The following is a 21,814-nucleotide window of genomic DNA, read 5'->3' on the forward strand; positions in this document are numbered from 1 at the left end:
TCAATTAAATACCATTATGATACCAGCAAGGCAAGGTACTTCCTGCACGTACCCCGAAATTTACTCAGATCCACCTCATGTTTCACTTATTTTCAAATAGATAATAGGTGATTTCAATTTATCACCGGCAGCGCCATCCTTATCTACATAATGCCAAAATGGGACCGAGAACAGCATTAGTGGATTTATATTGGTATTGCTTTTTAAGATACCACTCTGCTATGATCCAGCCAGTTAGGGATGGTCAAAATGCAGAAGACACAAAAAGAAAAGCTCTACCTTGGCATTGATGGTGGCGGTACGCGCTGCCGGGCGCGCATTGTCAATAGCGCGGGCGAGACCCTCGGTGAAGCCATGCGCGGCGGGGCAAATACCCGCCTTGGCATAAACCACGTCTTTGGCGAAATCATTGCCGCTGCGACCATGGCACTCAAGGAAGCAGGCCTTTCCGACAGCCGCATTTCGGATTTGCACGCAGGACTTGGACTGGCCGGTTTGCCGTTGGAGCGCGAACGCAAACTTGCCGAATCCTATAAACATCCGTTCGCCAGTGCCTGTTTTGCGACCGATGCCTACACGGCATGCCTTGGCGCACATGATGGTGCTGATGGTGCCATATTGATTGTTGGAACCGGTACCTGCGGACAGGCGATTGTCGAGGGTCGTGAATTGGCACTTGCCGGTTGGGGCTTCGAGATTTCTGATATCGGAAGCGGCGCCCGTATTGGCCGGACGGCGATTGAAACCGCCCTGCTTGCCCACGAAGGTTTGGAGGTGTCATCCGAACTGACTCGCGCCGTCATGAAACATTTTAACGACAATCCAGAAGAAATCGTCGCTTTTGCCGAGAAAGCCCGACCAGCTGATTATGGCGCATTCTGCCCAATGGTATTCGATGCCGACAGCCATGGTGACTCGACTGCTGCCGCAATCATCGATGTTGCTGTAACCGCAAATCGCAACATCCTGCACAAGCTTAAGGAATTCGGGGCGAAACGGCTGAGTTTGATGGGCGGCCTTGCTGAGCAGATGGCAAAACGCATGCCTGACGATATCCGGTCCGATCTGGTTCCGGCACAAAACGATGCCCTGCATGGGGCAATCCTGATGGCCAGGAAATATCAAAAGGTGCATGCATGATCAGTACAGCAGACGTCATCGCAAGCCTGCGTGCCCGGGACATCGAAAATATCGGTCATGGCCCGCTGTATCGCCGCCTGCAAACAGCAATCAAGGCCGTTATCGATGATGGTATCCTGAAAGTCGATGACGCCCTGCCAAGCGAACGCGATCTAGCTAATGAACTTGGTATTTCACGCGTTACCGTACGAAATGCCATGCGTGCCCTTGTAGAAGAAGGCGTCCTTGTACAGCGTCACGGCGCAGGCACATTTGTCGCCCCGCGCGTTGAACAGGCCCTTTCGCGCCTGACATCCTTTACCGAGGATATGATCACGCGTGGTATGAAGCCCGGTGCAGTCTGGATTGAAAAAACCCTCGGTCATGCCTCGCCCGAAGAAGCCATGGCGCTTAATCTTTCGCCGGGTACAGAAGTAACAAGGTTGCGGCGTTTACGTACAGCCAATGACAAACCGATGGCTCTCGAATACGCAGTCGTGCCACGCGCCTTCCTGCCAAGCCCGGATGAAGTCGAAAAGTCGCTTTATGATGCGCTGGCAAAATACGGCAAAAAGCCTGAACGCGCTCTTCAACGTCTTCGGGCTGAACTGTTTGATGGCGAAACGGCAAAAATCCTTGGCGTACCTGATGGCTGTGCCGCCCTTTATATCGAACGGCGTTCTTTCCTTGCCAACGGTACACCGGTCGAATTCACCCGCTCCTATTATCGTGGCGACAGTTACGACTTCATCGCCGAAATGCAAGTTGATGCGCGCTGAAAATGATCGCGTCGCACGTCGCCCCAAAAGTTTGAGGAAACACTCGATATGAGCACGCGCTGGACACCCAAAACCCAGATGGGTCGCGAACTGGCCGAAGCCCCGGCCATCGTTGCCAAGCAGCTTGATCACAACAAGACTGCAATTGATGCTCTGGTCGCGGACCTGCGTGCCAACCCGCCAAAATTCGTTGTGACTTGTGGGCGCGGCAGCTCTGATCATGCAACGCTTTACGCAAAATATCTGATTGAAAGCCAGCTTGGCATTCCGGTCGTATCTGCGGCCCCATCGATCGTCTCGATATATAACCGGTCTATCGCCAGCAAGGACGCCCTGTTCATTGCCGTCTCCCAGTCGGGCAAAAGCCCGGATCTGGTCAAGAATGCCGAGGCCGCCCGTGATGCCGGTGCCCGCACCGTAGCATTGGTCAATGTCGTTGATTCCCCGTTGGCCAATACGGTTGACCATGTCATTCCGCTGATGGCAGGCCCTGAAATCAGTGTTGCCGCGACCAAATCCTATATCGCAACATTGTCTGCCATCGCACAGATCGTTGGGGGATGGACCCGGGATCCGGCCTTTAACAAGGCACTTTCCACCCTGCCCGCGTCACTGGAAAAGGCACTTGGCAAGGATTGGCTTGATGCTGCCGATGCGATTGCAAAATCAAACGGTCTTTATGTGATAGGCCGTGGTCCTGCCTTTGCCATTGCACAGGAAGCCGCGCTTAAATTCAAGGAAACCAGCAGCCTACACGCCGAAGCTTTCAGCGCGGCCGAGGTAAAGCATGGCCCGATGGCACTGGTAACCAAGGACTTCCCGTTGCTGGTATTTTCCCAACAGGATGCATCGCGCGAAAGTGTCGAGGGTTTCCTTGAAGAAATGCGGGCGAAAACCAATAATCTGTTCGCCGCCGAAACCGGTCACGCTGATATCAAGGGCCATCTTCCGGTGGTCGAGGATATCCACCCGCTTCTGGCCCCCATCGCAATGATCCAGACATTCTATACGCTCGCAGAACATGTTGCGCTGGAACGTGGTTGCAATCCAGATGCGCCACCACACCTGTCCAAAGTAACGGAGACGCACTGATGACCGATTTTGCCATTACCAATGCACGTGTCTTTGACGGTACAGATTTCCATAACGGCAAAGCTGTCATTGTCCGGAACGGCAAGGTCGATGCAATTGTCGAAAGCAGCGATATTACTGAAAACATCAACGTGATTGATGCAAAAAATCAGACACTTGCGCCCGGCCTTGTCGATGTTCAGGTCAATGGTGGCGGCGGTGTGTTGCTGAATGACGAACCGGATGTCGACGGTATTCGCGCGATCATGGCTGCCCACCGTAAATATGGCACCACGGCCATGCTGCCTACCCTAATCACCGATCATCGCGACAAAATGGAAGCCGCGATTACGGCCATCACCGATGCAATCAATCAGGAGGTACCGGGCATTGTCGGCATTCATCTGGAAGGCCCGTATCTGAATGCCGAACGCAAAGGCGTGCATGACGCGAATATCATCCGCCCGATGGAAGATGACGCGATTGATCTTCTAACCCGCCTTCCCAATGGCTGTATCCTGGTGACCATGGCCCCGGAAAAGGCCGCCAAAGGCACAATTAAAAAGCTGGCTGATCGTGGCGTTCTGGTTTGTGCCGGTCATACTGCGGGCACTTATAATCACGTACAGGCTGCCATTGCCGAAGGCATGCGCGGCTTCACGCATTTGTTTAATGCCATGAGCCCGATGACCCACCGTGAACCCGGTGTTGCCGGTGCGGCGATGGCCGATGACAGCACCTGGTGCGGATTGATCGCTGATGGCTATCATGTGCATCCAGCCGTTCTGAAGGTTGCCATTCACGCCAAGGCCAAAGGCAAGATCATGCTGGTGACCGACGCCATGCCAACAGTCGGAGCTGACGAAAAACGCTTTGTTCTGGGTGGCGAGGAAATCATTGCCACCGATGGTCGCTGCGCGCTGGCTGATGGTACATTGGCCGGATCGGACCTCGACATGATCGCCGCGGTTAAGAATTGCGTCGAAATGGTGGGCATCGATCTTGGCGAAGCGCTTCGCATGGCATCCCTGTATCCGGCCGCGTTCCTGAAACTTGACGATGTCATGGGACGCATCGCACCGGGCTATCAGGCCGACATGATCCTGTTTGATGACGATTACAACGTCACATGCAGCTGGATCAAAGGCGTCGAATAATCTCAACACAACAAAGCATTAGAAACTTATCAGGAGGCACAACATGAAGCCGGTTCGTATTCTTGTCGTCGGTCTTGGCAATATGGGATTATCGCATGCCAAGGCCTATCACGCGCTTGACGGGTACGAAATCGTCGGACTGTGTACCCGTTCCGAAATCCCGGCAGAAAACCTTCCGGATGGTTTTGCCGCCTACCCGCAATTTACCGATTTTCATACTGCGCTGGCAGCAACCAAACCCGACGCGGTTTCGATCAACACATATACCGAAACCCATGCTGATTTTGCCATCGCCGCATTCGAAGCCGGGGCGCATGTCTTTATTGAAAAGCCGTTGTCAGCTACTGCCGAGGATGCCGAACGTGTGGTCAATGCAGCCAAAAAGCACGGTCGCAAACTGGTGATCGGTTATATCCTGCGCCATCATCCGTCTTGGGCAAAGTTCGTTGAAGTTGCAAAGACACTCGGCAAGCCGCTCGTCATGCGCATGAACCTGAACCAACAAACCAGCGGTGCTTTCTGGGAAACCCATAAACGGTTGCTCAACAGTGTTTCACCCATTGTCGATTGTGGTGTGCATTATCTTGACATGATGTGCCTGATGACCGGCGCAAAACCGGTATCGGTCAGCGCCATCGGCGTACGCCTGTCTGATGAAGTTGCACCTGAAATGTATAACTATGGTCAGTTGCAGGTGCGCTTTGATGACGGATCAGTTGGCTGGTACGAGGCCGGTTGGGGACCAATGATCAGCGAAACCGCCTTTTTCGTCAAAGATGTGATCGGACCGAAAGGCTGTGTTTCCATCACCGATGTTGAAGAAAAAGGTGCCGGTTCAGCCGATATCGACACCCACACAAAAACGAATGCCTTAAAGCTTCACCATGCTGCCACAGATGCTGCCGGAAAATTTACACAATCTGACGAAATCATCCGCACAGACGACGAGCCCGATCATGACGGCCTGTGTCTGCGTGAACAGCAATTTTTCCTAAAGTCTATAACGGAAAACCTTGACCTTACGCAGCATATGGAAGATGCATTGGGCTCCTTACGGATTGCCCTCGCTGCGGATCAGTCGGTACGCACGGGGGAAACAATAATACTCTGACCCCCAGGAGGAGTACCCACATGCCTTCCGTTAAACCCGGTGTTGTTACCGGTTCTGCCTATCGTGACCTTGTCGCTGCCTGCAAGCAGGACGGTTACGCCCTTCCCGCCGTCAATATCACATCGTCCAGCACGATGAATGCCGCCCTTGAAGCCGCTGCAAATGCCGGTTCTGACATCATCATTCAGCTTTCGAATGGCGGTGCACAGTTCTTTGCCGGCAAGGGCATCAAGGACGCAGCAGCGGCCCGTGTTGTAGGCGCTGTTTCGGCTGCACGCCATGCCCAGCTGATGGCTGAGTATTATGGTGTTGCTGTCGTCATGCATACCGACCACGCAAACCGGAAATTCGTTCCGTGGGTCGATGAAATGCTGAAATGGAGCGAAAAGACCTATGCCGAGACAGGCAAGGCGCTTTATAGCTCCCACATGCTGGACCTGTCCGAGGAACCGCTCGAAGACAACCTGTCGACCTGCGAAGAGTTCCTCAAACGCATGTCAAAAATCGAAATGAGCCTGGAAATCGAACTGGGCGTGACCGGCGGCGAAGAAGACGGTATCGGCCATGACCTTGATACTAGTGTCGAGGAAATTGATCCACGTCTTTATACCCGTCCCGAAGAAGTAGAAGAAGCCTATCGCCGTCTTGCTCCGCTGGGCCATTTCTCGGTCGCGGCGGCATTCGGCAACGTTCATGGCGTTTATAAACCGGGTAACGTCAAGCTTCGTCCGGAAATCCTTCTGGAATCCCAGAAATATGTTTCGGAAAAGCATAACCTTGGCGACCGTCCGCTAGACTTCGTGTTCCATGGCGGTTCGGGTTCGGAAAAAGAAAAAATCGAAGAAGCCGTCAGTTACGGCGTCTTCAAGATGAATATAGACACCGATACCCAGTTCGCCTATTCGCGCCCGGTTGGCGAATATGTCGAAGCCAATGCACGTGCTTTCAAATATCAAGTGGACCCGGATACGGACCAGCCCTACAAAAAACAGTACGACCCGCGCGTATGGGTCCGCGAAGCCGAACTTTCGATGGCGGCCCGCCTCGAAGAAGCTTTCAAGGATCTTGGCGCAACCGGCCGGTCGGTTACCAAAGGCTGATCCTGTCAGTATCTCAAAAAAACAGATCAACCCGCCGGTTTTTCCGGCGGGTTTTTTCGTGGGCAATCTTGCGCCACTGCAAAAATAAACTACTCCTGACAGATACTGACAGGAACTGTCAGGGGTGCGCTTGCGTATCAGGATTGGCTCCTCTATACCTTTCCCGAACATTACAGGAACAAAAGGCCCGACATGCTGACGAAAATTTCGGTTCGCGGTGCGAAAGAACATAATCTGCAAAATATCGATGTTGAACTGCCCCGCGATGCTCTGGTGGTCATCACTGGTCTGTCAGGGTCAGGCAAAAGTTCGCTGGCGTTCGATACGATTTATGCCGAAGGACAGCGTCGTTATGTCGAAAGCCTGTCAGCGTATGCACGTCAATTCCTTGAATTGATGCAAAAACCCGATGTGGAATATATCGATGGCCTGTCTCCTGCGATTTCCATCGAACAGAAAACAACATCGCGCAACCCGCGCTCGACTGTGGGAACGGTTACCGAAATTTATGACTATATGCGTCTTCTCTGGGCGCGCGTTGGCATCCCGTATTCCCCGGCAACCGGCCTTCCGATTGTCAGCCAGACCGTATCGCAGATGGTTGACCGCGTTATGGAAATGCCCGAAGGCACGCGGCTTTATCTGCTGGCACCGTTTGTTCGGGGGCGTAAGGGTGAATACAAAAAGGAACTGCGTGACCTTCGCACACGCGGGTTCCAGCGCGTCAAGATTGATGGCGAAATGTATGACATCGACGAAGCGCCTGAACTGAACAAAAAGCTAAAGCACGATATCTCGGTCGTTGTCGACCGTCTGATCGTCAAGGAAGGGATTGCAACCCGCCTTGCCGACAGTTTTGAAACCGCCCTTGAACTGACAGACGGTATCGTTCTGACCGAAGATGCCAAAACCGGGGAAACAACCGTGTTCTCGGCAAAGTTCGCTTGCCCGGTTTCCGGCTTTACGATAGAAGAAATCGAGCCACGCCTGTTTTCGTTCAACAACCCGTTTGGCGCCTGCCCGGCTTGCGATGGTATTGGCACCCAGATGGAATTCGACCCGGAACTGGTCGTCCCGGATGAAGGCAAAAGCCTTGACGACGGCGCTGTTGCGCCGTGGGCCAGCACCACATCGAAATATTATCTTCAAACCCTACGGGCGGTCGCCAAGCATTTCGGCTTCAAGACCAATGTCGCATGGGAAAAGCTTCCGAAAACAGCACAGGACATCATTCTGTATGGTTCAGGTGATGAAGACGTCACGGTGACCTACGATGACGGTTCGCGCAGCTACAAGGTTGCCCGACCGTTTGAAGGCGTTATTCCCAACATGTCGCGCCGCTGGCGTGAAACCGACAGCCAGTGGGCACGCGATGAACTTTCGAAATACCAGACGGTTTCAAGCTGCCCGACTTGCCATGGCCATCGCCTGAAACCCGAAGCACTGGCCGTGAAGATCGACAAATCCACGATTTCAGAGATCACCGATCTTTCGATTGGCAAGGCCGCCGACTGGTTCCAGGCGCTTGAAGGCAAACTGAACGAAAAAGAAACCGAAATCGCGCGACGCATCCTGCGCGAAATCAATGATCGCCTGCGTTTCCTGCGGGATGTCGGGCTGGATTATCTGTCGATGTCGCGTACATCTGGCACACTTTCAGGTGGCGAAAGCCAGCGTATCCGGCTGGCGTCGCAAATCGGATCCGGCCTGACCGGGGTCTTGTATGTTCTGGATGAACCTTCCATTGGCCTGCATCAGCGTGACAATGATCGCTTGCTTGAGACCCTGAAACGTCTTCGCGATCTGGGCAACACCGTGCTTGTTGTTGAACATGACGAAGACGCCATTCGTGCCGCCGATTACGTCGTTGATATGGGCCCTGGTGCTGGTATCCATGGCGGTCGTATTGTTGCCGAAGGCACACCCGAACAGATCCAGCAGAACCCGAACAGCCTGACCGGAAAGTATCTTGTCGGGGTTGAACAGATCGCCGTTCCCCAGGAACGCCGCAATGGTAATGGCAAATCGATTGCGATCAAGGGTGCCCGCGCCAACAACCTGCAAAATGTCGATGCCAAATTCCCGCTTGGCAAATTCATCTGTGTTACAGGTGTTTCGGGTGGCGGCAAGTCCAGCCTTGTCATTGAAACGCTGTATAAAGCACTTGCCAAGCGGATGCATAATGCACGCAATCACCCCGGTGCCCATGACACCATCACCGGCATCGAACATATCGACAAAATCATCGATATCGACCAAAGCCCGATTGGCCGCACCCCGCGTTCCAACCCAGTCACCTATACCGGGGCCTTCACCCCGATCCGTGACTGGTTCGCGCAATTGCCCGAAGCCAAAACACGCGGTTACAAGCCCGGCCGTTTCTCGTTCAACGTCAAGGGTGGCCGTTGTGAAGCTTGTCAGGGCGATGGCGTGATCAAGATCGAAATGCATTTCCTGCCTGATGTTTACGTTACCTGTGATCAGTGTAAGGGTAAGCGATACAACCGCGAAACGCTGGAAATATCATTTAAAGGCAAATCGATATCTGACATTCTTGATATGACAGTCGAAGAAGGTGCCGATTTCTTCAAGGCTGTTCCATCCATTCGCGACAAGATGGAAACCTTAAAACAGGTCGGGTTGAGCTACATCCATCTCGGTCAGCAGGCAACGACCCTTTCGGGTGGTGAAGCGCAACGCGTGAAGCTTGCCAAGGAACTGTCAAAGCGGGCCACTGGCCGCACGCTTTACATCCTTGATGAACCAACCACCGGGCTTCATTTCCATGATATCCGCAAGCTTCTGGAAGTGTTGCACACCATTGTCGATCAGGGCAACACGGTGGTTGTGATCGAACATAACCTTGATGTCATAAAAACTGCCGACTGGATCATTGATATCGGTCCCGAGGGTGGTGATGGCGGCGGCAAGCTGGTTGGTTGCGGCACACCAGAGGCCATCATGGCCAACGAGGAAAGCTATACCGGTAAATACCTTAAACGCCATCTCGGCCTGAAGTAATGTCTTAAAACGAAGCGGGCACCTAGCCCGCTTCGACCCGATCTTCGACCCGTTTGACAAGAGCAGAGCTTAGCCGCTCGCTAAAGCCTGACAGGAATGCCAGCACCAGCACGATGGAAATCTGTTGCCCGGCACCAGGAATCGTTCCGATCTGATCCATGTCGGAAATATTGTGCAACTGATCCAGCGGGATCGGCAGAATACCGGCACGCAGTGCCAGCAACACGATCAGGGCAAAGCAAAAACCAAGGCAGGGTCGAAACAGAAAATTGAAAAAAACCGACGCCGGTTCCATTTCCGCCCAGTCGACATCCTTACCCAACCGCATCATCATGCTGACCAGTGCCCCGATCGCACCGAAACTGCCGACAAAGAATAACAAATCATAACTGAAGCCGAACAGTTTGCCGTGCCCGGCGCTGACGATCTGGTCTACGTGTAAAAACAGCATCACCGACACGACCAGCAATATCGGCGAAAGCGCCAGTGCAATTGCTGCCACCCGAAGCGAACGGAAAAAAGCCCGCTGTGTGTTATCAAGCTGATCGCGCCCGCCCGCCAGATCAGACAGATAACCATGCACAAATCCGTCCCGCCCTTGATTGAGCGCCAGCAACATGACGATTGCATCTGACGTTTTGCGCATTTGGGCATCGGCATCGAGCCCTTCATCCTTGCGCCACCAGCGCAAAAACGACCGCATGACAAGCGATGCGCGCCATCCCTGACGGGTGGCGACAACATAATCAATCATGTTTTCAACATCACTGCTGCCAAACTTGTTGGCGCCGATATCACCAAATGGAAAGGCAATCCGTCCGATGGTAGAGGCGGCATTTTTGCGCGCTGATGTATTATCATCTCCGTCTGTCGCACCTTCACCGCCATTGCCATCAGGCAAACAATCAATCGTCGTGCTCTGTCTGGATCGCCGGATTGGAACAAGCCCCATCACTGGGCAATGGGCCGGATCGTAACCATAGGGTCGATGCGGATAGCTCATGATGCCCTCCTTGTGATGGATGTGTCTGGTATCAGCGACGCAGCAACAGGAGGTTTGTGAATAATTTACGGTCACATAAGTGATATGCAGCAGCGAAATGGCGCAATTCACTTGAAATCTGGCCTCCTGCACCGCTATGTGTGTGCCAGAAAGTTTAATTCTGTTTTTGCTGAGGAGTTCGCAACCGTGAGCACGGTCAAACCTGTTCATATCATCGGCGCCGGTCTTGCCGGTAGCGAAGCCGCATGGCAACTGGCAGAGGCCGGCATTCCGGTTATCCTGCACGAAATGCGCCCGACCCGCCCGACCGACGCACATCACACGGACAAATGTGCCGAACTGGTCTGTTCCAACTCGTTCCGGTCTGACGACAAAGAATATAACGCGGTCGGCCTGATCCATGATGAAATGCGCCGTGCCGGGTCGCTGATCATTCGCTGTGCGGACGCGCACAAGGTTCCCGCCGGTGCCGCTCTTGCGGTTGATCGCGAAGGTTTCTCGCAGGCGGTAACCGATGCGCTGATGAACCATCCTCTGATCACCATGGAGCGTGGCGAAATCGATGGCCTGCCACCGGTCGAATGGGAAAGCACAATCATCGCAACCGGCCCGCTGACCTCAAGCGCACTGGCCGAAGACATTCGCAAGGCCACCGGCGAGGAAAGCCTTGCCTTCTTCGATGCGATTGCGCCGATCGTCTATAAGGAAAGCATCGACTTTGACAAGGCATGGTTCCAGTCGCGTTACGACAAGGGCGATGGTAAGGACTATATCAATTGTCCGATGAATGAAGAGCAATACAACGCCTTCATCGACGCCCTGATCGAAGGTGATAAAACCGAATTCAAGGAATGGGAAAAAGATACTCCCTATTTCGATGGTTGCCTGCCGATTGAAGTCATGGCTGAACGTGGCCGCGAAACCCTTCGTCACGGCCCGATGAAGCCGGTTGGTCTGACCAATCCGCATGATCCGACCCGTAAGCCACGCGCCATCGTGCAACTGCGCCAAGACAATGCTTTGGGCACGCTCTACAACATGGTCGGTTTCCAGACGAAACTGAAATATGGTGCGCAAGCCGATGTGTTTCGCATGATCCCGGGGCTTGAAAATGCCGAATTCGCCCGTCTAGGCGGTATTCATCGCAACACCTTCCTGAATTCCCCACGTCTTCTGGATGGCACGCTTCGTCTGAAAGCCCGGACCGATATCCGATTTGCCGGGCAGATCACCGGCTGTGAGGGATATGTGGAAAGTGCCGCTGTAGGCCTGATGGTTGGGCGTTTTGCTGCGGCTGAAAAGCAAGGCAAAACAATCCCGACACCGCCGCTTGCAACCGCCATGGGAGCCCTTTTAAACCACATCACCGGCGGTGCTGACGAAAGCACCTTCCAGCCGATGAATGTCAATTTCGGGCTTTTCCCGGAACTTGAACTGACCAAACGGGTGAAAGGCCGCGACCGCAAGAAGCTTTATAGCGACCGCGCTATTCCCTTGTTTGACGCATGGCTTTCAGACATCAACGCCGCATGAAACAAAGGCCGCATCATCCGATGTGGCCTTTTAAATTTCAATATTTGCTCTGGCGTTTGAGCTTTCCGGTGACATCGCGGATAGGTTCGCCATTTCGGAACCGTTTGAACACGAGATCCATATTGCCATCTGCATCCAAGCTGCGTTCATAGACCTGCATTTCGTAACCACCGTCATCCGTGATGTAAAGCGCATGAACGGTCAGGGTTTTTCCGACGATACGCGCCCAGACAAACGGTTCACCCTGCAACGGGTCATTGGGAACACGTTTGCCAAACAGGCCTGTGCGCATCGCACTTCCATAAATGTCGGGCCGATCCGTGGTATAGAACTCGATACTCAGCGATACGTTTTTTTCGCGACCATCAGCCTTGTGAATTACCGTTGACCAATCAATGGTAAAGCCACGACCGGTTTCCGTGATCTTCACGTCAAGATCGCGCGCTTTAAGTTCTTCCTCGGCGTTATAGATCGATGTCCCGTGATACTCGCCAACAAACGGGCCGATATTTCCCGCATGACAAGGCGCTGGCACAACAAGCCACATGATCAAAAGCATGCCAAACAGCCCCAAAGCTTTGATCGGCGCATGCAAATTCATCATGTTGGACCTCGTTATGTTCATTTCGTCCGCCTCGTTTGCCATCAGGCCCCCAGCGTCAAATAACGCTACCACAAGACTTTACGAAAATATTGTATCCATTACATCTATTTAGATGAGATTTCGCCAATATCTAGCTTGGTGCTCAATATCGATTTAAAAATGCCTTTACCGTCAGCCGGAAACTGGCCGGGCGTGCAAGACCAAACTCGGCACTGAATGGATCAAAACCGGCCTTTTCAAGCTTGCGTAAATATCCATCAGCCAGCACCACAGGCAATGCCGCGGCCAATGCATTTGACGGCAGATATTTACGATACTTTCTGGCTTCCCTGATCCGGTTTTGCGCCAGTTCGGCAATCTCGCGCGTCAGTGCTTTGACTGTGTCTGTTTTGCGGAATTCAAAAATGTCGCCCTGCCCGACCCCATAATGTTCCATCCGATCATGAGGCAGGTAAAGCCGTTTTGCCCGGCCATGGAAAACCATGGCGCGCAGAATTCCCACCAAACCATAAGCATTCCCGGCCAGTCGGGCGGCGTGTCTGGCATCAGCATCATCCACACCAAGCAGTTCGGTCGCCATCACCGCCAGATGCCCGGACGTCTGATCGATATAGTGATCGAGTTCAGCCTGATTTGCCGGCACCTTATCGGTAAGGTCAAATTCACGCGCAGCTATCAGGGTTTCCAGATTACGCGCATCAAGCCGCCCGGACTGGATCACGACCGAGAGAGGTTCAACAACTTCATGCTTGCGGATTTTACCCTGCTCAATCTCGGCAAGGGTGTCACGCCACCATTGCAACCGGATATGGCCCAGCATGGTGTCGCTAACCATTTCGCGCGTTTTCGATACTTCCTGATTAAAGGCATAAAGCGTGAAAAGGCTTTCACGTTTGTCCGGGCTTGCGAAAAGCGAACACAAAAACCGATCCTTGTCATTTCGACGCACGTAGTCGGCACAATAGGAAAGCTTTGGGGCCTCAGTCATCGCACGTTATCCGATCTTGCGCGATGTTTCAGCGCGGTCATCATTGGTGTTATCGGTCATTTTTTCCGGCAAGGTTTCGACATAAAGCGACTGCGACGGGAAGGCAAACGCCGCATCGTTATCCTCGACAATACGTTTGAATGCAATGATATGCCGGTTGCGGATATCGCGCCATGTCACCCAATCGGTCGTGGTCGTAAAGTAATACAGATCGATATTGATCGAACTTGCCCCGAAATCAGACAAATGCACCATCTGCACCACATCGGTTTGCGCGACATCATCATCATTTTTCAGGAAGGATCGGATATCGTCGACGATCTTTTCAATCTGATCGGCTGTGGTGCGATATTCGACCCCAATCACCATCTTGATGCGGCGATGGGTCATGCGGGACCAGTTGATTACCGGGGAATCAACGATTTGCGCATTGGGCATCGTCACCAAGGCCTTGGCAAACGTGCGCACCTTGGTCGCGCGAAGGCCGACGACCTCGACCGTTCCTTCAAACTGCGGTGTTTCGATCCAGTCGCCCCGCTTGTAAAGGTTATCTGCCAGAATGGTCAGGCCGCCGAAAACATTGGCGACTGAATCCTTTGCTGCCAATGCCACGGCCATACCGGCAAGCCCAAGACCGCCCAGAAATGCAGAAACATCAATGCCCCAGTTTTCCAACAGAACGACAACGCCGATCACAACAATCAGCGTCTTGACCGCCCGAATAAAGAACTGTCGCAAATCATCACCAAGACCGCCCCCAAAACGCCATGCCAGATTGTTAAAAGACATTGCCAGCGGTTCAATCGACCTGAATAGCGCCCAGAAGACCGAGAAGGTCGCAAAAATGCCGATCAACTCAAACAGAACGGTGTCAAAGTTTTCCGGAAGATCAAGAATCTCGATGGCAAAATACACGCCCCCCAGAATCACCAGAAGCTGAATCGGTGCCTCGAAGGCGTCCAGAACATGGGCGGCTGTACTATGTTTGTGCTGATGCGCCAGCTTGCGCAGGCTACCAATGACACCAAGTGCCAGAACACGTTTCAGGACGAACACAAACAGCAGCACCGCCCCTGCGACGACATATTTGCCGATTTCTCCGCCGCCCAGCATCTCGACCCAATTGGTCATCTGATCAATGACTTCGCTGTTCAGGCTATCAATTTCGGATGTAATTTCGTCCATGACTTCACATGTAATCTGCTGTTAAGGTTTTAAATCAAACAATGACTTAACGGTTACCGCTACGGATTGTTTCTTGCGGCCCCTGTATAACAACTAAAACAGGACAGGCATATGGCATCCTTTGCTGCACCAAGACTTCATGTCATTGGCGCCGGACTTGCTGGCTCAGCACTTGCAACGCAAATGGCGCAGGATGGTGTATCCGTAACGTTGTACGATTCCGGCGAACCTTTCGCCAGCCGCTGGACACGCGGCATGAAAACTTCCCCCAAAAACCACAAGGTTGCCGAACCCGAAATTTTCTATGATCCCGAGGATCTGGTTCGGCATTTTTTCTCGCAATGGCCGGAAATTCCGCGAAAACTGATCCGACCGGCCCATGCGGTTATCGGCCTTAAACACCCCGGACGAAGCCCCGCCATCATTGATCTTGATCACGGCATTGCCGCGGCTTTGATTGCACGTCGCCCGACGATTTTCGCACGGCTGTTTACGGCATGGAATTTATGGTTCTCCCGTTACGCCAGTGAAGATCGGCGTGTCAGTCAACGAATGCGGGTCGCTGCTGATTTGGGTGAAGATATGGAAACACCGACAGCAACCTATCATCAGGGTGCACTTGCGACACTGGCCGAGGTGCTGTTTTCAATGCCAGCCCACAATTGCTCGGCCGCTTTGCTGGGGCGCGTTTTAATGCCGACATTGCGTGAAATACGCCGCCATAATGCAAGCCACGCCTTCGCGGCGATTGACCCAATCATCCTAAACGATATCGCGCTGCCCACTATGCGCGATCATTTTATCGCAGCTGGCGGCGACATCATAAGCGGTATGGAACTTGGTGATATCGACAGTACGACGGATTTCGCCACCGACCTGTTTTTCGGCGATGATCAGATCGAGGTGCGCCCGCAAGATGCCGTGGTGCTTGCACTTCATCCAAGGCCACTTTGCGATGCGGTACCTGATATCGGCATTCCGCCAGCCCCGGCGCATCGACGAACTTTTGTGTTTCAGGCCAGCAAAAGCTTTGCCGAACCATGCTGTGTCCTGGCTGATGATGATCTGGTACGTGCGATTTATTGCAACCGTCGTCACATACAGGTCAGCATGAACAGCAGTCTGATTCTGCCAAGCGACGGCACAGCGGTTCAGTTGGCAGCAACGATCTGGCAGCGCGTCACAGAGCTTTGCGATCAGCATTTAAATCTTGATCTGTCGGAAAGGACAAAAATTGAAACCGGCGATGAGCATCCGGCTTTCAGTTATGTTGACTGTGAAGCCCCTTTTCCGGAACTCAGTCCGGGGGTTGCAGCACTTCGCCACCGGATTACGCCACCTTGGCGGAACCTGTTTTTATGCGGGGATGCCTTTCCGCCGGATTATCCGCCCGGACCGGCAGCGGTTATCGCAAGTGTGATGAAGGTTCGCGCGCAGTTGCATCAATATCTGAAACTGCGCGACTTATAAGACGGGTCAAACCGAAATCAGGGCTGCGGCAACCCGACGGGCTTCCGATACCAGAACATTATAGGTGCGACACGCAGCACCGGTATCCATCGGCTCGACGACAATGCCATGCTTGCGAAGTGCAATGCGCCATTCAGCAGGCAATGGTTTCATGCCACTTCCCATTCCCAGCAGCAGGATATCGATCTCGTCGGATGCTTCAATCACCCGACCAAAGGCATCGACATCAACCTGATCAATATTCTCATACGGCCAGGAATAGACATTCTTTGGAAACAGTAGAACCGAACCCGTGACAACTTCTTCGCCAAAACGAAACAGGCCATCCCCATAGCTGGTAACGATCTTTCGGCCTTCTGCGATCAGCGGACTTACTTCCAAAGACATATCATTCCCTTTTGACGCAACCTTGAAAACTTCTCCTGGCGTTGTCTGCCTCAAAGCGCAGCCGCAGGTGCCTTTGCTTTTTTCCCGCGCCACAAAATAAACAACCCGGAAACAACAACGATACTACACCCGATCAACATAAGCATGTCGAGTTCCTCACCAAACAGGAACACGCCCAAGGCAATACCGAACAACAACCGAGTATACCTGAACGGTGTAACCGACGAAACATCACCGCTGCGCATCGCTTTCATCAGGGCGGCATAAGCAGAAATCCCCATCAGGACCGCACCGGAAAAATAGAAAAGGCTTTGGCCGTCGGGTAGCGTAAATGCTTTGCCTTCCCAAACCGAAAACAGGATACCGGCAATAATAATGGCAATAAAACCATAGAATCCCAGAATAGACGTCCCCAATGATATCGGGGCTGCCCGGCTGGCTAGATCACGACCGGCAAAACCGATTGTTCCGATCACCGCCAGCAACGACAGGACTGAAAAGCCATCGGCGCTCGGACGAAGAATGATCAAAACACCGATCAGACCAACAAAAATTGCCAACCATCTGCGCCATCCCACTTTTTCACCAAAAATGAGCGCCGCACCAAGAACCACAATAAGCGGCGTTGCCTGTAAAATGGCCGTGGTCGAAGACAAAGGTGTTAAAGCAAGCGCAAGCACATAAAACAGTCGCCCGATGACCTCGAACACGATCCTTACACACATGGGACGCGACAGAACCGCCGGGTCAAGCAGTCGCTTATTCTGGACTTTGGCAATCGCGGCAAACAAAACCGCCCCTCCGACACCAAACAGGATCAAAACCTGTCCCACTGGATGCGTCGCCGAAACGGCCTTCACAAATGCGTCTTCAACGGCGAATGCTGCCATTGCCGCCATCATCCACAGACTACCGAGCAAATTTGCCCGATGACCATCACTTGCGTCCATATTAAGCGCCACAGGCAAGAACCAGTTTTGAAAATGGTTTAATCAGTTCGCAAAAGTCATACGCCACTGCGCACTAAAGGAAAAGGCCGGGTTGTTTTCGCACAAACCCGGCCTTTCTGTAAATCCATGTCTTGCGGCTGAGGAATCAGGCACCGGCCTTCTGGGTCTCTTCGCCTTCGGGAATCTTGCGGTTAAGCCGCAGAACCATCAGCAACGGAGACGCCACACAGATTGACGAATAAGTCCCGATGACAATGCCGAAAATCAGCGCCATCGTGAAACCACGGATCGCTTCACCACCAAATACGAACAACGCAATCAGCGCCAGTAATGTGGTAAATGATGTCATGGTCGTACGTGACAGGGTAGAATTGATCGACAGATCAAGAAGATCGGGTATTTCCATCTTGCGGAATTTGCGCAGATATTCGCGAATACGGTCAAATACAACCACCGTATCGTTGATCGAATAACCGGCAACGGTCAGAACCGCTGCCAGCGTCGCCAGATCGAACTGAACACCGGTGATCACAAAGAAACCGATGGTAATCAGAACATCATGCAGAAGTGCCACAACCGATGCCACGGCAAACTGCCATTCGAACCGGAACCAGATATAGACCATGATCAGCAAAAGCGAGATGGCAACCGAATAGACACCGGCTTCCTTCAGCTCGTCACCGACCTTCGGGCCGACCAGTTCGCTACGGCGAATGGTAACATTGTCACCAAGTGCCTCGGTCACAGTAGCAAGTGCTGCCATCTGGGCTTTTTCATCACCGTCCTGGCGCTGCAACTGGATCAGGACATCATCGGGTTCGCCGAATTCCTGAATTGATACATCCCCCAGTCCAAGAGAACCAAGATTATCACGCAGCGCGCCAATATCGGCCGGACCGTCGGTTTTGATTTCAAGGAGAATACCACCCCGGAAATCGATCCCGAAATTCAGCCCCTTGGTTACAAATAAGCCAACAGATGCCAGCACCATGACCAGCGAGACAATATAAAAGATTTTCCGGAATTTGAGGAACGGGACGTTCACGTCATCCGGAACAAGATGCAATGGTTTCATAATTTTCCTGCTCCCTTCCTCAAAGTACCAGTTCCGTCGGACGACGGCGTTTAACCCACACCGAAATCAACAGTCGGGTCACCCAGATTGCCGAGAACATCGACGTGATAATGCCGATGGCAAGCGTGACGGCAAAGCCCTTGATCGGCCCGGAACCAAAGCTGAATAGCACAAGAGCCGCAATCAGCGTGGTTAGGTTGGCGTCAAGGATGGTCGACATCGCACTGCGATAACCGGCATCAATTGCGTTGATGATCGTACGGCCATTATTACGTTCTTCACGGATACGTTCGAAAATCAGTACGTTGGCGTCAACCGCCATACCGACCGTCAAAACGATACCGGCGATACCCGGCAGTGTCAGCGTTGCCTGCAATACCGACATCACTGCCAGCACGAGGATAAGGTTCATCAGAAGTGCGATATCGGCATAAATCCCGAACCGCCCATAACTGATCACCATAAAGGCAATAACGAAGACAAGACCAAGAACGGCTGCAATTTCACCGGCCTCGACAGAATCCTGTCCTAGCCCGGGGCCGACTGAACGTTCTTCAAGGATCTGCATTGGTGCGGGTAATGCACCGGCACGCAACAGCAACGAAAGATCGTTGGCCTCCTGAACACTGAACTGGCCGGTAATGATACCGTTACCACCAAGGATCGGTTCATTGATCCGCGGGGCTGAAATCACTTCGCCATCCAGAACGATAGCCAGACGACGACCGGCATTTTTCGACGTCATGTCGCCAAACCGCGCACCACCTGCCGCGTCAAAGCGGAATGAAACAACGGGGCGACCATCGTTAAAGGTGGGTTGGGAATCGATAAGGTTATCACCCGAAACAACCACACGACGGTCAATCAGATATTCGTTGATACCGGCCGCACGGTCACCGGCATCAGCCGATGGCAGGATAATGGTTCCCGGCGGCATGCCGGTGGCACGCGCCTGGGAAGCTGTTTTTTCCTCGTTCACGAGGTGGAAGTTCATTTTCGCGGTACGGCCAAGAATCGCGCGTAAACGCGACGGATCATCAAGTCCAGGTACCTGAACAACAATACGGTCTTCACCCTGGCGCTGGATCGACGGTTCGGTCGTTCCCAGTTCGTCAACACGACGGCGCACCACTTCAAGTGACTGGCTGATCGCGCGATCAACAAGTTCTTTGCGGGCCTGTTCGGTGTAGGAAACGATAATGTTGTTGCCGTCACCACTCATGACGGTATTAGGTTCGACATCACGGATCAGATCGCGGGCTTTTTCGACCTCGTCGGCATTGACGATGGTGACTTCCGCGCCGTCCAATCCGGCATCGCGCGGACGGTAACGAATGCGTTCCTCGCGCAGTGTCGAACGGATCGTATCTCCAAGCGCTTCATAACGCTCGCGGATCACGCTGTTAATGTCCACCTCAAGCAGCATGTGCGATCCGCCGCGCAGATCAAGACCAAGGCTGATCTGTTTACCCGGAAGATAGCTGGCTTCAGTCGCCAACGTGCCCTTGGGCAGGAAATTCGGTGCAGCGTATATAACGCCCAAAGCGCACACCAGCAAAACCAGTGCTGCTTTCCATTTCGTAAAATAAAGCATGTGTCCTTTAACCAGATTTGTCTGGAAAACCTTGGTCTGGTTCTATCGAACATCGGGAGAGTTACACCCCGCAGGCCACCGGCTGTAAACAAGAAGGCGGAGCATTTTGCCCCGCCTTGCAAGTCATCAAAGAGATCAGTCTTTTTTGGTCTCTTCAGCTTCTTTTTCGTCTTCGTCTTTGTCGTCGCCTTTGGCTGGCTCGGTTTTCGACAGAACTGTCGAAACCATGCCGCGTGCAACCTTGACTTTGACCCCTTCAGCAATCTCGACCGAAAGTTCATCGTCACCAATAACCTTGGCAACGGTACCGATCAGACCACCGGCGGTAACGATTTTGTCACCGCGACGAACAGCAGCGAGCATCGCTTTATGCTCTTTCTGTTTTTTCTGCTGCGGACGGATAAGCAGGAAATAAAAAACAACAAAAATCAGGATCAGCGGCAGGAAGCTGGTAAGCATATCTGCACCACCTGCGCCACCTGCGCCCTGCGCGAAAGCCGGCGAAATCAACATTAGGAACTCCTAATCCCATACAACAAAACAAATCAACTGCCGGAATATAACGGTGTGTCCCGTCAACGCAAGGAAGAACAGGATTTTTATCGGTTAAATCCCGTATTCTGTGGTTCTGTTCACGTCACCAAAAGCGCGCTAAATCATATGGCACTGTTATTGCCAGATCGCCTTGTGATAGCGTTTTGGGCATATTCGTCGCCACCACGATAAAAAGAAACATCCAAGAGGCTTTAATGACCAACGATTTCAATCAATTGCTGCCCACCCTTGAGCGCATTGCCGACGCGCTGGAACGCATGGCCCCACCTGCGCATAAAACCAATGACCTTGCCGCGGCTGATGCCTTTGTCTGGCAGGCCGAAAGCGGTTATCTGCAACCGGTGCGCAATGTGAACCGGATTGATATCGATCTTTTGCAGGGAATCGAACAGCAAAAGACGATTCTTTATAACAATACCAAACGGTTCGCCAATGGACTTCCGGCCAACAATGCGTTGCTTTGGGGCGCACGTGGCACCGGCAAAAGTTCGATCGTCAAGTCGATGCACGCCAAAATCAACACGGAAAAGGCTGGCGCATTGGCATTGGTCGAAATCCATCGCGAAGACATCCCGACCCTGCCCCATCTTCTGCATATTCTCGAAGAAAGCGGTCGCAAGACGGTTCTGTTCTGTGATGACCTCTCATTCGATTTGCAGGATGAATCCTACAAGTCGCTTAAGGCTGTGCTTGAAGGCGGCATCGAAGGCCGCCCCAACAATGTGATTTTCTATGCGACATCGAACCGTCGCCATTTGATGGCGCGCGATATGATCGAAAATGAACGATCAACCGCGATCAATCCGTCCGAGGCAGTCGAGGAAAAGGTATCCCTATCCGACCGCTTCGGCCTGTGGCTTGGCTTCCACAACATTTCACAGGATGTCTATTTCGAAATCATCGAAGGGTACGCCAAGGAATTCGGGCTTGATATTCCGATTGAAGACCTTCGTGCCCGAGCCAAGGAATGGACGGTCACACGTGGCAGTCGTTCAGGCCGCGTTGCATGGCAATTCATTCAGGAATTAGCCGGCGAAATGGGAAAAAAGCTTGGCTGACTGCCCCGGACAGCAGCGCACAAACAAAACGCCCGGAACATCAAGGTCCGGGCG

The 21,814-nt window shown here is 52.9% G+C and carries 19 protein-coding genes; 10 read left to right on the forward strand and 9 right to left on the reverse strand.

Features of this window, described 5'->3' with window-relative positions:
* Positions 1-249: 249 nt before the first annotated feature.
* The 7 genes from ABIE64_RS22075 to uvrA all read left to right on the forward strand — a co-directional run bounded on the left by ABIE64_RS22075 (position 250) and on the right by uvrA (position 9,358).
* Complete coding sequence (locus ABIE64_RS22075) at positions 250-1,140, forward strand: glucosamine kinase nucleotide-binding domain-containing protein (RefSeq protein ID WP_354378638.1); 891 nt, start codon at positions 250-252, stop codon at positions 1,138-1,140.
* Positions 1,137-1,898 (forward strand): GntR family transcriptional regulator, encoded by a 762-nt coding sequence (locus ABIE64_RS22080; RefSeq protein WP_007089609.1) that lies wholly within the window; start codon positions 1,137-1,139, stop codon positions 1,896-1,898. Before ABIE64_RS22075 ends, ABIE64_RS22080 begins: the two co-directional genes overlap by 4 nt.
* Before the next feature lie 48 nt (positions 1,899-1,946).
* Positions 1,947-2,990 carry an SIS domain-containing protein gene (locus tag ABIE64_RS22085; protein WP_354378639.1) on the forward strand — a complete coding sequence of 348 codons (1,044 nt, stop codon included), beginning with the start codon at positions 1,947-1,949 and terminating at the stop codon, positions 2,988-2,990.
* Entirely contained in the window at positions 2,990-4,126 is a 1,137-nt protein-coding gene (nagA, locus tag ABIE64_RS22090) for an N-acetylglucosamine-6-phosphate deacetylase (protein WP_354378640.1), read from the forward strand. The genes ABIE64_RS22085 and nagA overlap by 1 nt, the downstream gene beginning before the upstream one ends.
* A gap of 43 nt (positions 4,127-4,169) precedes the next feature.
* Entirely contained in the window at positions 4,170-5,237 is a 1,068-nt protein-coding gene (locus ABIE64_RS22095) for a Gfo/Idh/MocA family protein (protein ID WP_354378641.1), read from the forward strand.
* 20 nt (positions 5,238-5,257) lie between these two features.
* Positions 5,258-6,337 carry a class II fructose-bisphosphate aldolase gene (fbaA, locus tag ABIE64_RS22100; protein WP_354378642.1) on the forward strand — a complete coding sequence of 360 codons (1,080 nt, stop codon included), beginning with the start codon at positions 5,258-5,260 and terminating at the stop codon, positions 6,335-6,337.
* Between the two features lie 192 nt (positions 6,338-6,529).
* Complete coding sequence (uvrA, locus tag ABIE64_RS22105) at positions 6,530-9,358, forward strand: excinuclease ABC subunit UvrA (RefSeq protein WP_354378643.1); 2,829 nt, start codon at positions 6,530-6,532, stop codon at positions 9,356-9,358.
* 22 nt (positions 9,359-9,380) lie between these two features.
* Here uvrA and ABIE64_RS22110 read toward each other — a convergent pair whose 3' ends face one another.
* Positions 9,381-10,361 carry a hypothetical protein gene (locus ABIE64_RS22110; RefSeq protein ID WP_247643558.1) on the reverse strand — a complete coding sequence of 327 codons (981 nt, stop codon included), beginning with the start codon at positions 10,359-10,361 and terminating at the stop codon, positions 9,381-9,383.
* Between the two features lie 186 nt (positions 10,362-10,547).
* Between ABIE64_RS22110 and trmFO the strand changes: the two genes are divergently transcribed.
* A complete protein-coding gene (gene trmFO, locus ABIE64_RS22115) occupies positions 10,548-11,894 on the forward strand; it encodes a methylenetetrahydrofolate--tRNA-(uracil(54)-C(5))-methyltransferase (FADH(2)-oxidizing) TrmFO (protein ID WP_071240214.1) in 1,347 nt (448 codons plus the stop codon).
* 37 nt (positions 11,895-11,931) lie between these two features.
* On the opposite strand, the gene ABIE64_RS22120 is transcribed toward trmFO, so the two are convergent.
* From ABIE64_RS22120 to ABIE64_RS22130, 3 genes are all read right to left on the reverse strand, one after another.
* Complete coding sequence (locus ABIE64_RS22120; protein WP_083379358.1) at positions 11,932-12,498, reverse strand: hypothetical protein; 567 nt, start codon at positions 12,496-12,498, stop codon at positions 11,932-11,934.
* Positions 12,499-12,640: 142 nt separating this feature from the next.
* Positions 12,641-13,486: a phytoene/squalene synthase family protein gene (locus tag ABIE64_RS22125; RefSeq protein WP_071240050.1), complete on the reverse strand. Its 846-nt coding sequence runs from the start codon at positions 13,484-13,486 to the stop codon at positions 12,641-12,643.
* Between the two features lie 6 nt (positions 13,487-13,492).
* Complete coding sequence (locus ABIE64_RS22130; protein ID WP_071240051.1) at positions 13,493-14,671, reverse strand: mechanosensitive ion channel family protein; 1,179 nt, start codon at positions 14,669-14,671, stop codon at positions 13,493-13,495.
* A gap of 111 nt (positions 14,672-14,782) precedes the next feature.
* Between ABIE64_RS22130 and ABIE64_RS22135 the strand changes: the two genes are divergently transcribed.
* Positions 14,783-16,141 carry an NAD(P)-binding protein gene (locus tag ABIE64_RS22135; RefSeq protein WP_354378644.1) on the forward strand — a complete coding sequence of 453 codons (1,359 nt, stop codon included), beginning with the start codon at positions 14,783-14,785 and terminating at the stop codon, positions 16,139-16,141.
* Between the two features lie 6 nt (positions 16,142-16,147).
* On the opposite strand, the gene ABIE64_RS22140 is transcribed toward ABIE64_RS22135, so the two are convergent.
* The 5 genes from ABIE64_RS22140 to yajC all read right to left on the reverse strand — a co-directional run bounded on the left by ABIE64_RS22140 (position 16,148) and on the right by yajC (position 20,660).
* Positions 16,148-16,528, reverse strand: coding sequence for an Mth938-like domain-containing protein (locus tag ABIE64_RS22140; protein WP_007089621.1), 381 nt, complete (start codon positions 16,526-16,528; stop codon positions 16,148-16,150).
* Positions 16,529-16,578: 50 nt separating this feature from the next.
* Entirely contained in the window at positions 16,579-17,478 is a 900-nt protein-coding gene (locus tag ABIE64_RS22145; protein ID WP_354378646.1) for a DMT family transporter, read from the reverse strand.
* Between the two features lie 145 nt (positions 17,479-17,623).
* Complete coding sequence (gene secF / locus ABIE64_RS22150; RefSeq protein WP_007089623.1) at positions 17,624-18,553, reverse strand: protein translocase subunit SecF; 930 nt, start codon at positions 18,551-18,553, stop codon at positions 17,624-17,626.
* 19 nt (positions 18,554-18,572) lie between these two features.
* Positions 18,573-20,147 carry a protein translocase subunit SecD gene (gene secD, locus ABIE64_RS22155; RefSeq protein ID WP_007089624.1) on the reverse strand — a complete coding sequence of 525 codons (1,575 nt, stop codon included), beginning with the start codon at positions 20,145-20,147 and terminating at the stop codon, positions 18,573-18,575.
* A 135-nt stretch (positions 20,148-20,282) separates the two neighbouring features.
* Positions 20,283-20,660 (reverse strand): preprotein translocase subunit YajC, encoded by a 378-nt coding sequence (gene yajC, locus ABIE64_RS22160; protein ID WP_007089625.1) that lies wholly within the window; start codon positions 20,658-20,660, stop codon positions 20,283-20,285.
* A gap of 236 nt (positions 20,661-20,896) precedes the next feature.
* On the opposite strand from yajC, the gene ABIE64_RS22165 reads away from it, so the two are divergent.
* Positions 20,897-21,760, forward strand: coding sequence for an ATP-binding protein (locus ABIE64_RS22165; protein WP_354378647.1), 864 nt, complete (start codon positions 20,897-20,899; stop codon positions 21,758-21,760).
* Positions 21,761-21,814 lie beyond the last annotated feature (54 nt).

It is taken from the genome of Thalassospira sp. MBR-102, assembly GCF_040549275.1.
In the GTDB taxonomy this organism is placed as follows: domain Bacteria; phylum Pseudomonadota; class Alphaproteobacteria; order Rhodospirillales; family Thalassospiraceae; genus Thalassospira; species Thalassospira xiamenensis.

What these genes read in the sequence shown, in the direction of transcription:
- ABIE64_RS22075 (WP_354378638.1), top strand. Translation starts at nt 250, where the DNA reads ATGCAGAAGACACAAAAAGAAAAGCTCTACCTTGGCATTGATGGTGGC.
- ABIE64_RS22080 (WP_007089609.1), top strand. Translation starts at nt 1,137, where the DNA reads ATGATCAGTACAGCAGACGTCATCGCAAGCCTGCGTGCCCGGGACATC.
- ABIE64_RS22085 (WP_354378639.1), top strand. Translation starts at nt 1,947, where the DNA reads ATGAGCACGCGCTGGACACCCAAAACCCAGATGGGTCGCGAACTGGCC.
- nagA (WP_354378640.1), top strand. Translation starts at nt 2,990, where the DNA reads ATGACCGATTTTGCCATTACCAATGCACGTGTCTTTGACGGTACAGAT.
- ABIE64_RS22095 (WP_354378641.1), top strand. Translation starts at nt 4,170, where the DNA reads ATGAAGCCGGTTCGTATTCTTGTCGTCGGTCTTGGCAATATGGGATTA.
- fbaA (WP_354378642.1), top strand. Translation starts at nt 5,258, where the DNA reads ATGCCTTCCGTTAAACCCGGTGTTGTTACCGGTTCTGCCTATCGTGAC.
- uvrA (WP_354378643.1), top strand. Translation starts at nt 6,530, where the DNA reads ATGCTGACGAAAATTTCGGTTCGCGGTGCGAAAGAACATAATCTGCAA.
- ABIE64_RS22110 (WP_247643558.1), bottom strand. Translation starts at nt 10,361, where the DNA reads ATGAGCTATCCGCATCGACCCTATGGTTACGATCCGGCCCATTGCCCA.
- ABIE64_RS22120 (WP_083379358.1), bottom strand. Translation starts at nt 12,498, where the DNA reads ATGATGAATTTGCATGCGCCGATCAAAGCTTTGGGGCTGTTTGGCATG.
- ABIE64_RS22125 (WP_071240050.1), bottom strand. Translation starts at nt 13,486, where the DNA reads ATGACTGAGGCCCCAAAGCTTTCCTATTGTGCCGACTACGTGCGTCGA.
- ABIE64_RS22130 (WP_071240051.1), bottom strand. Translation starts at nt 14,671, where the DNA reads ATGGACGAAATTACATCCGAAATTGATAGCCTGAACAGCGAAGTCATT.
- ABIE64_RS22135 (WP_354378644.1), top strand. Translation starts at nt 14,783, where the DNA reads ATGGCATCCTTTGCTGCACCAAGACTTCATGTCATTGGCGCCGGACTT.
- ABIE64_RS22140 (WP_007089621.1), bottom strand. Translation starts at nt 16,528, where the DNA reads ATGTCTTTGGAAGTAAGTCCGCTGATCGCAGAAGGCCGAAAGATCGTT.
- ABIE64_RS22145 (WP_354378646.1), bottom strand. Translation starts at nt 17,478, where the DNA reads ATGGACGCAAGTGATGGTCATCGGGCAAATTTGCTCGGTAGTCTGTGG.
- secF (WP_007089623.1), bottom strand. Translation starts at nt 18,553, where the DNA reads ATGAAACCATTGCATCTTGTTCCGGATGACGTGAACGTCCCGTTCCTC.
- secD (WP_007089624.1), bottom strand. Translation starts at nt 20,147, where the DNA reads ATGCTTTATTTTACGAAATGGAAAGCAGCACTGGTTTTGCTGGTGTGC.
- yajC (WP_007089625.1), bottom strand. Translation starts at nt 20,660, where the DNA reads ATGTTGATTTCGCCGGCTTTCGCGCAGGGCGCAGGTGGCGCAGGTGGT.
- ABIE64_RS22165 (WP_354378647.1), top strand. Translation starts at nt 20,897, where the DNA reads ATGACCAACGATTTCAATCAATTGCTGCCCACCCTTGAGCGCATTGCC.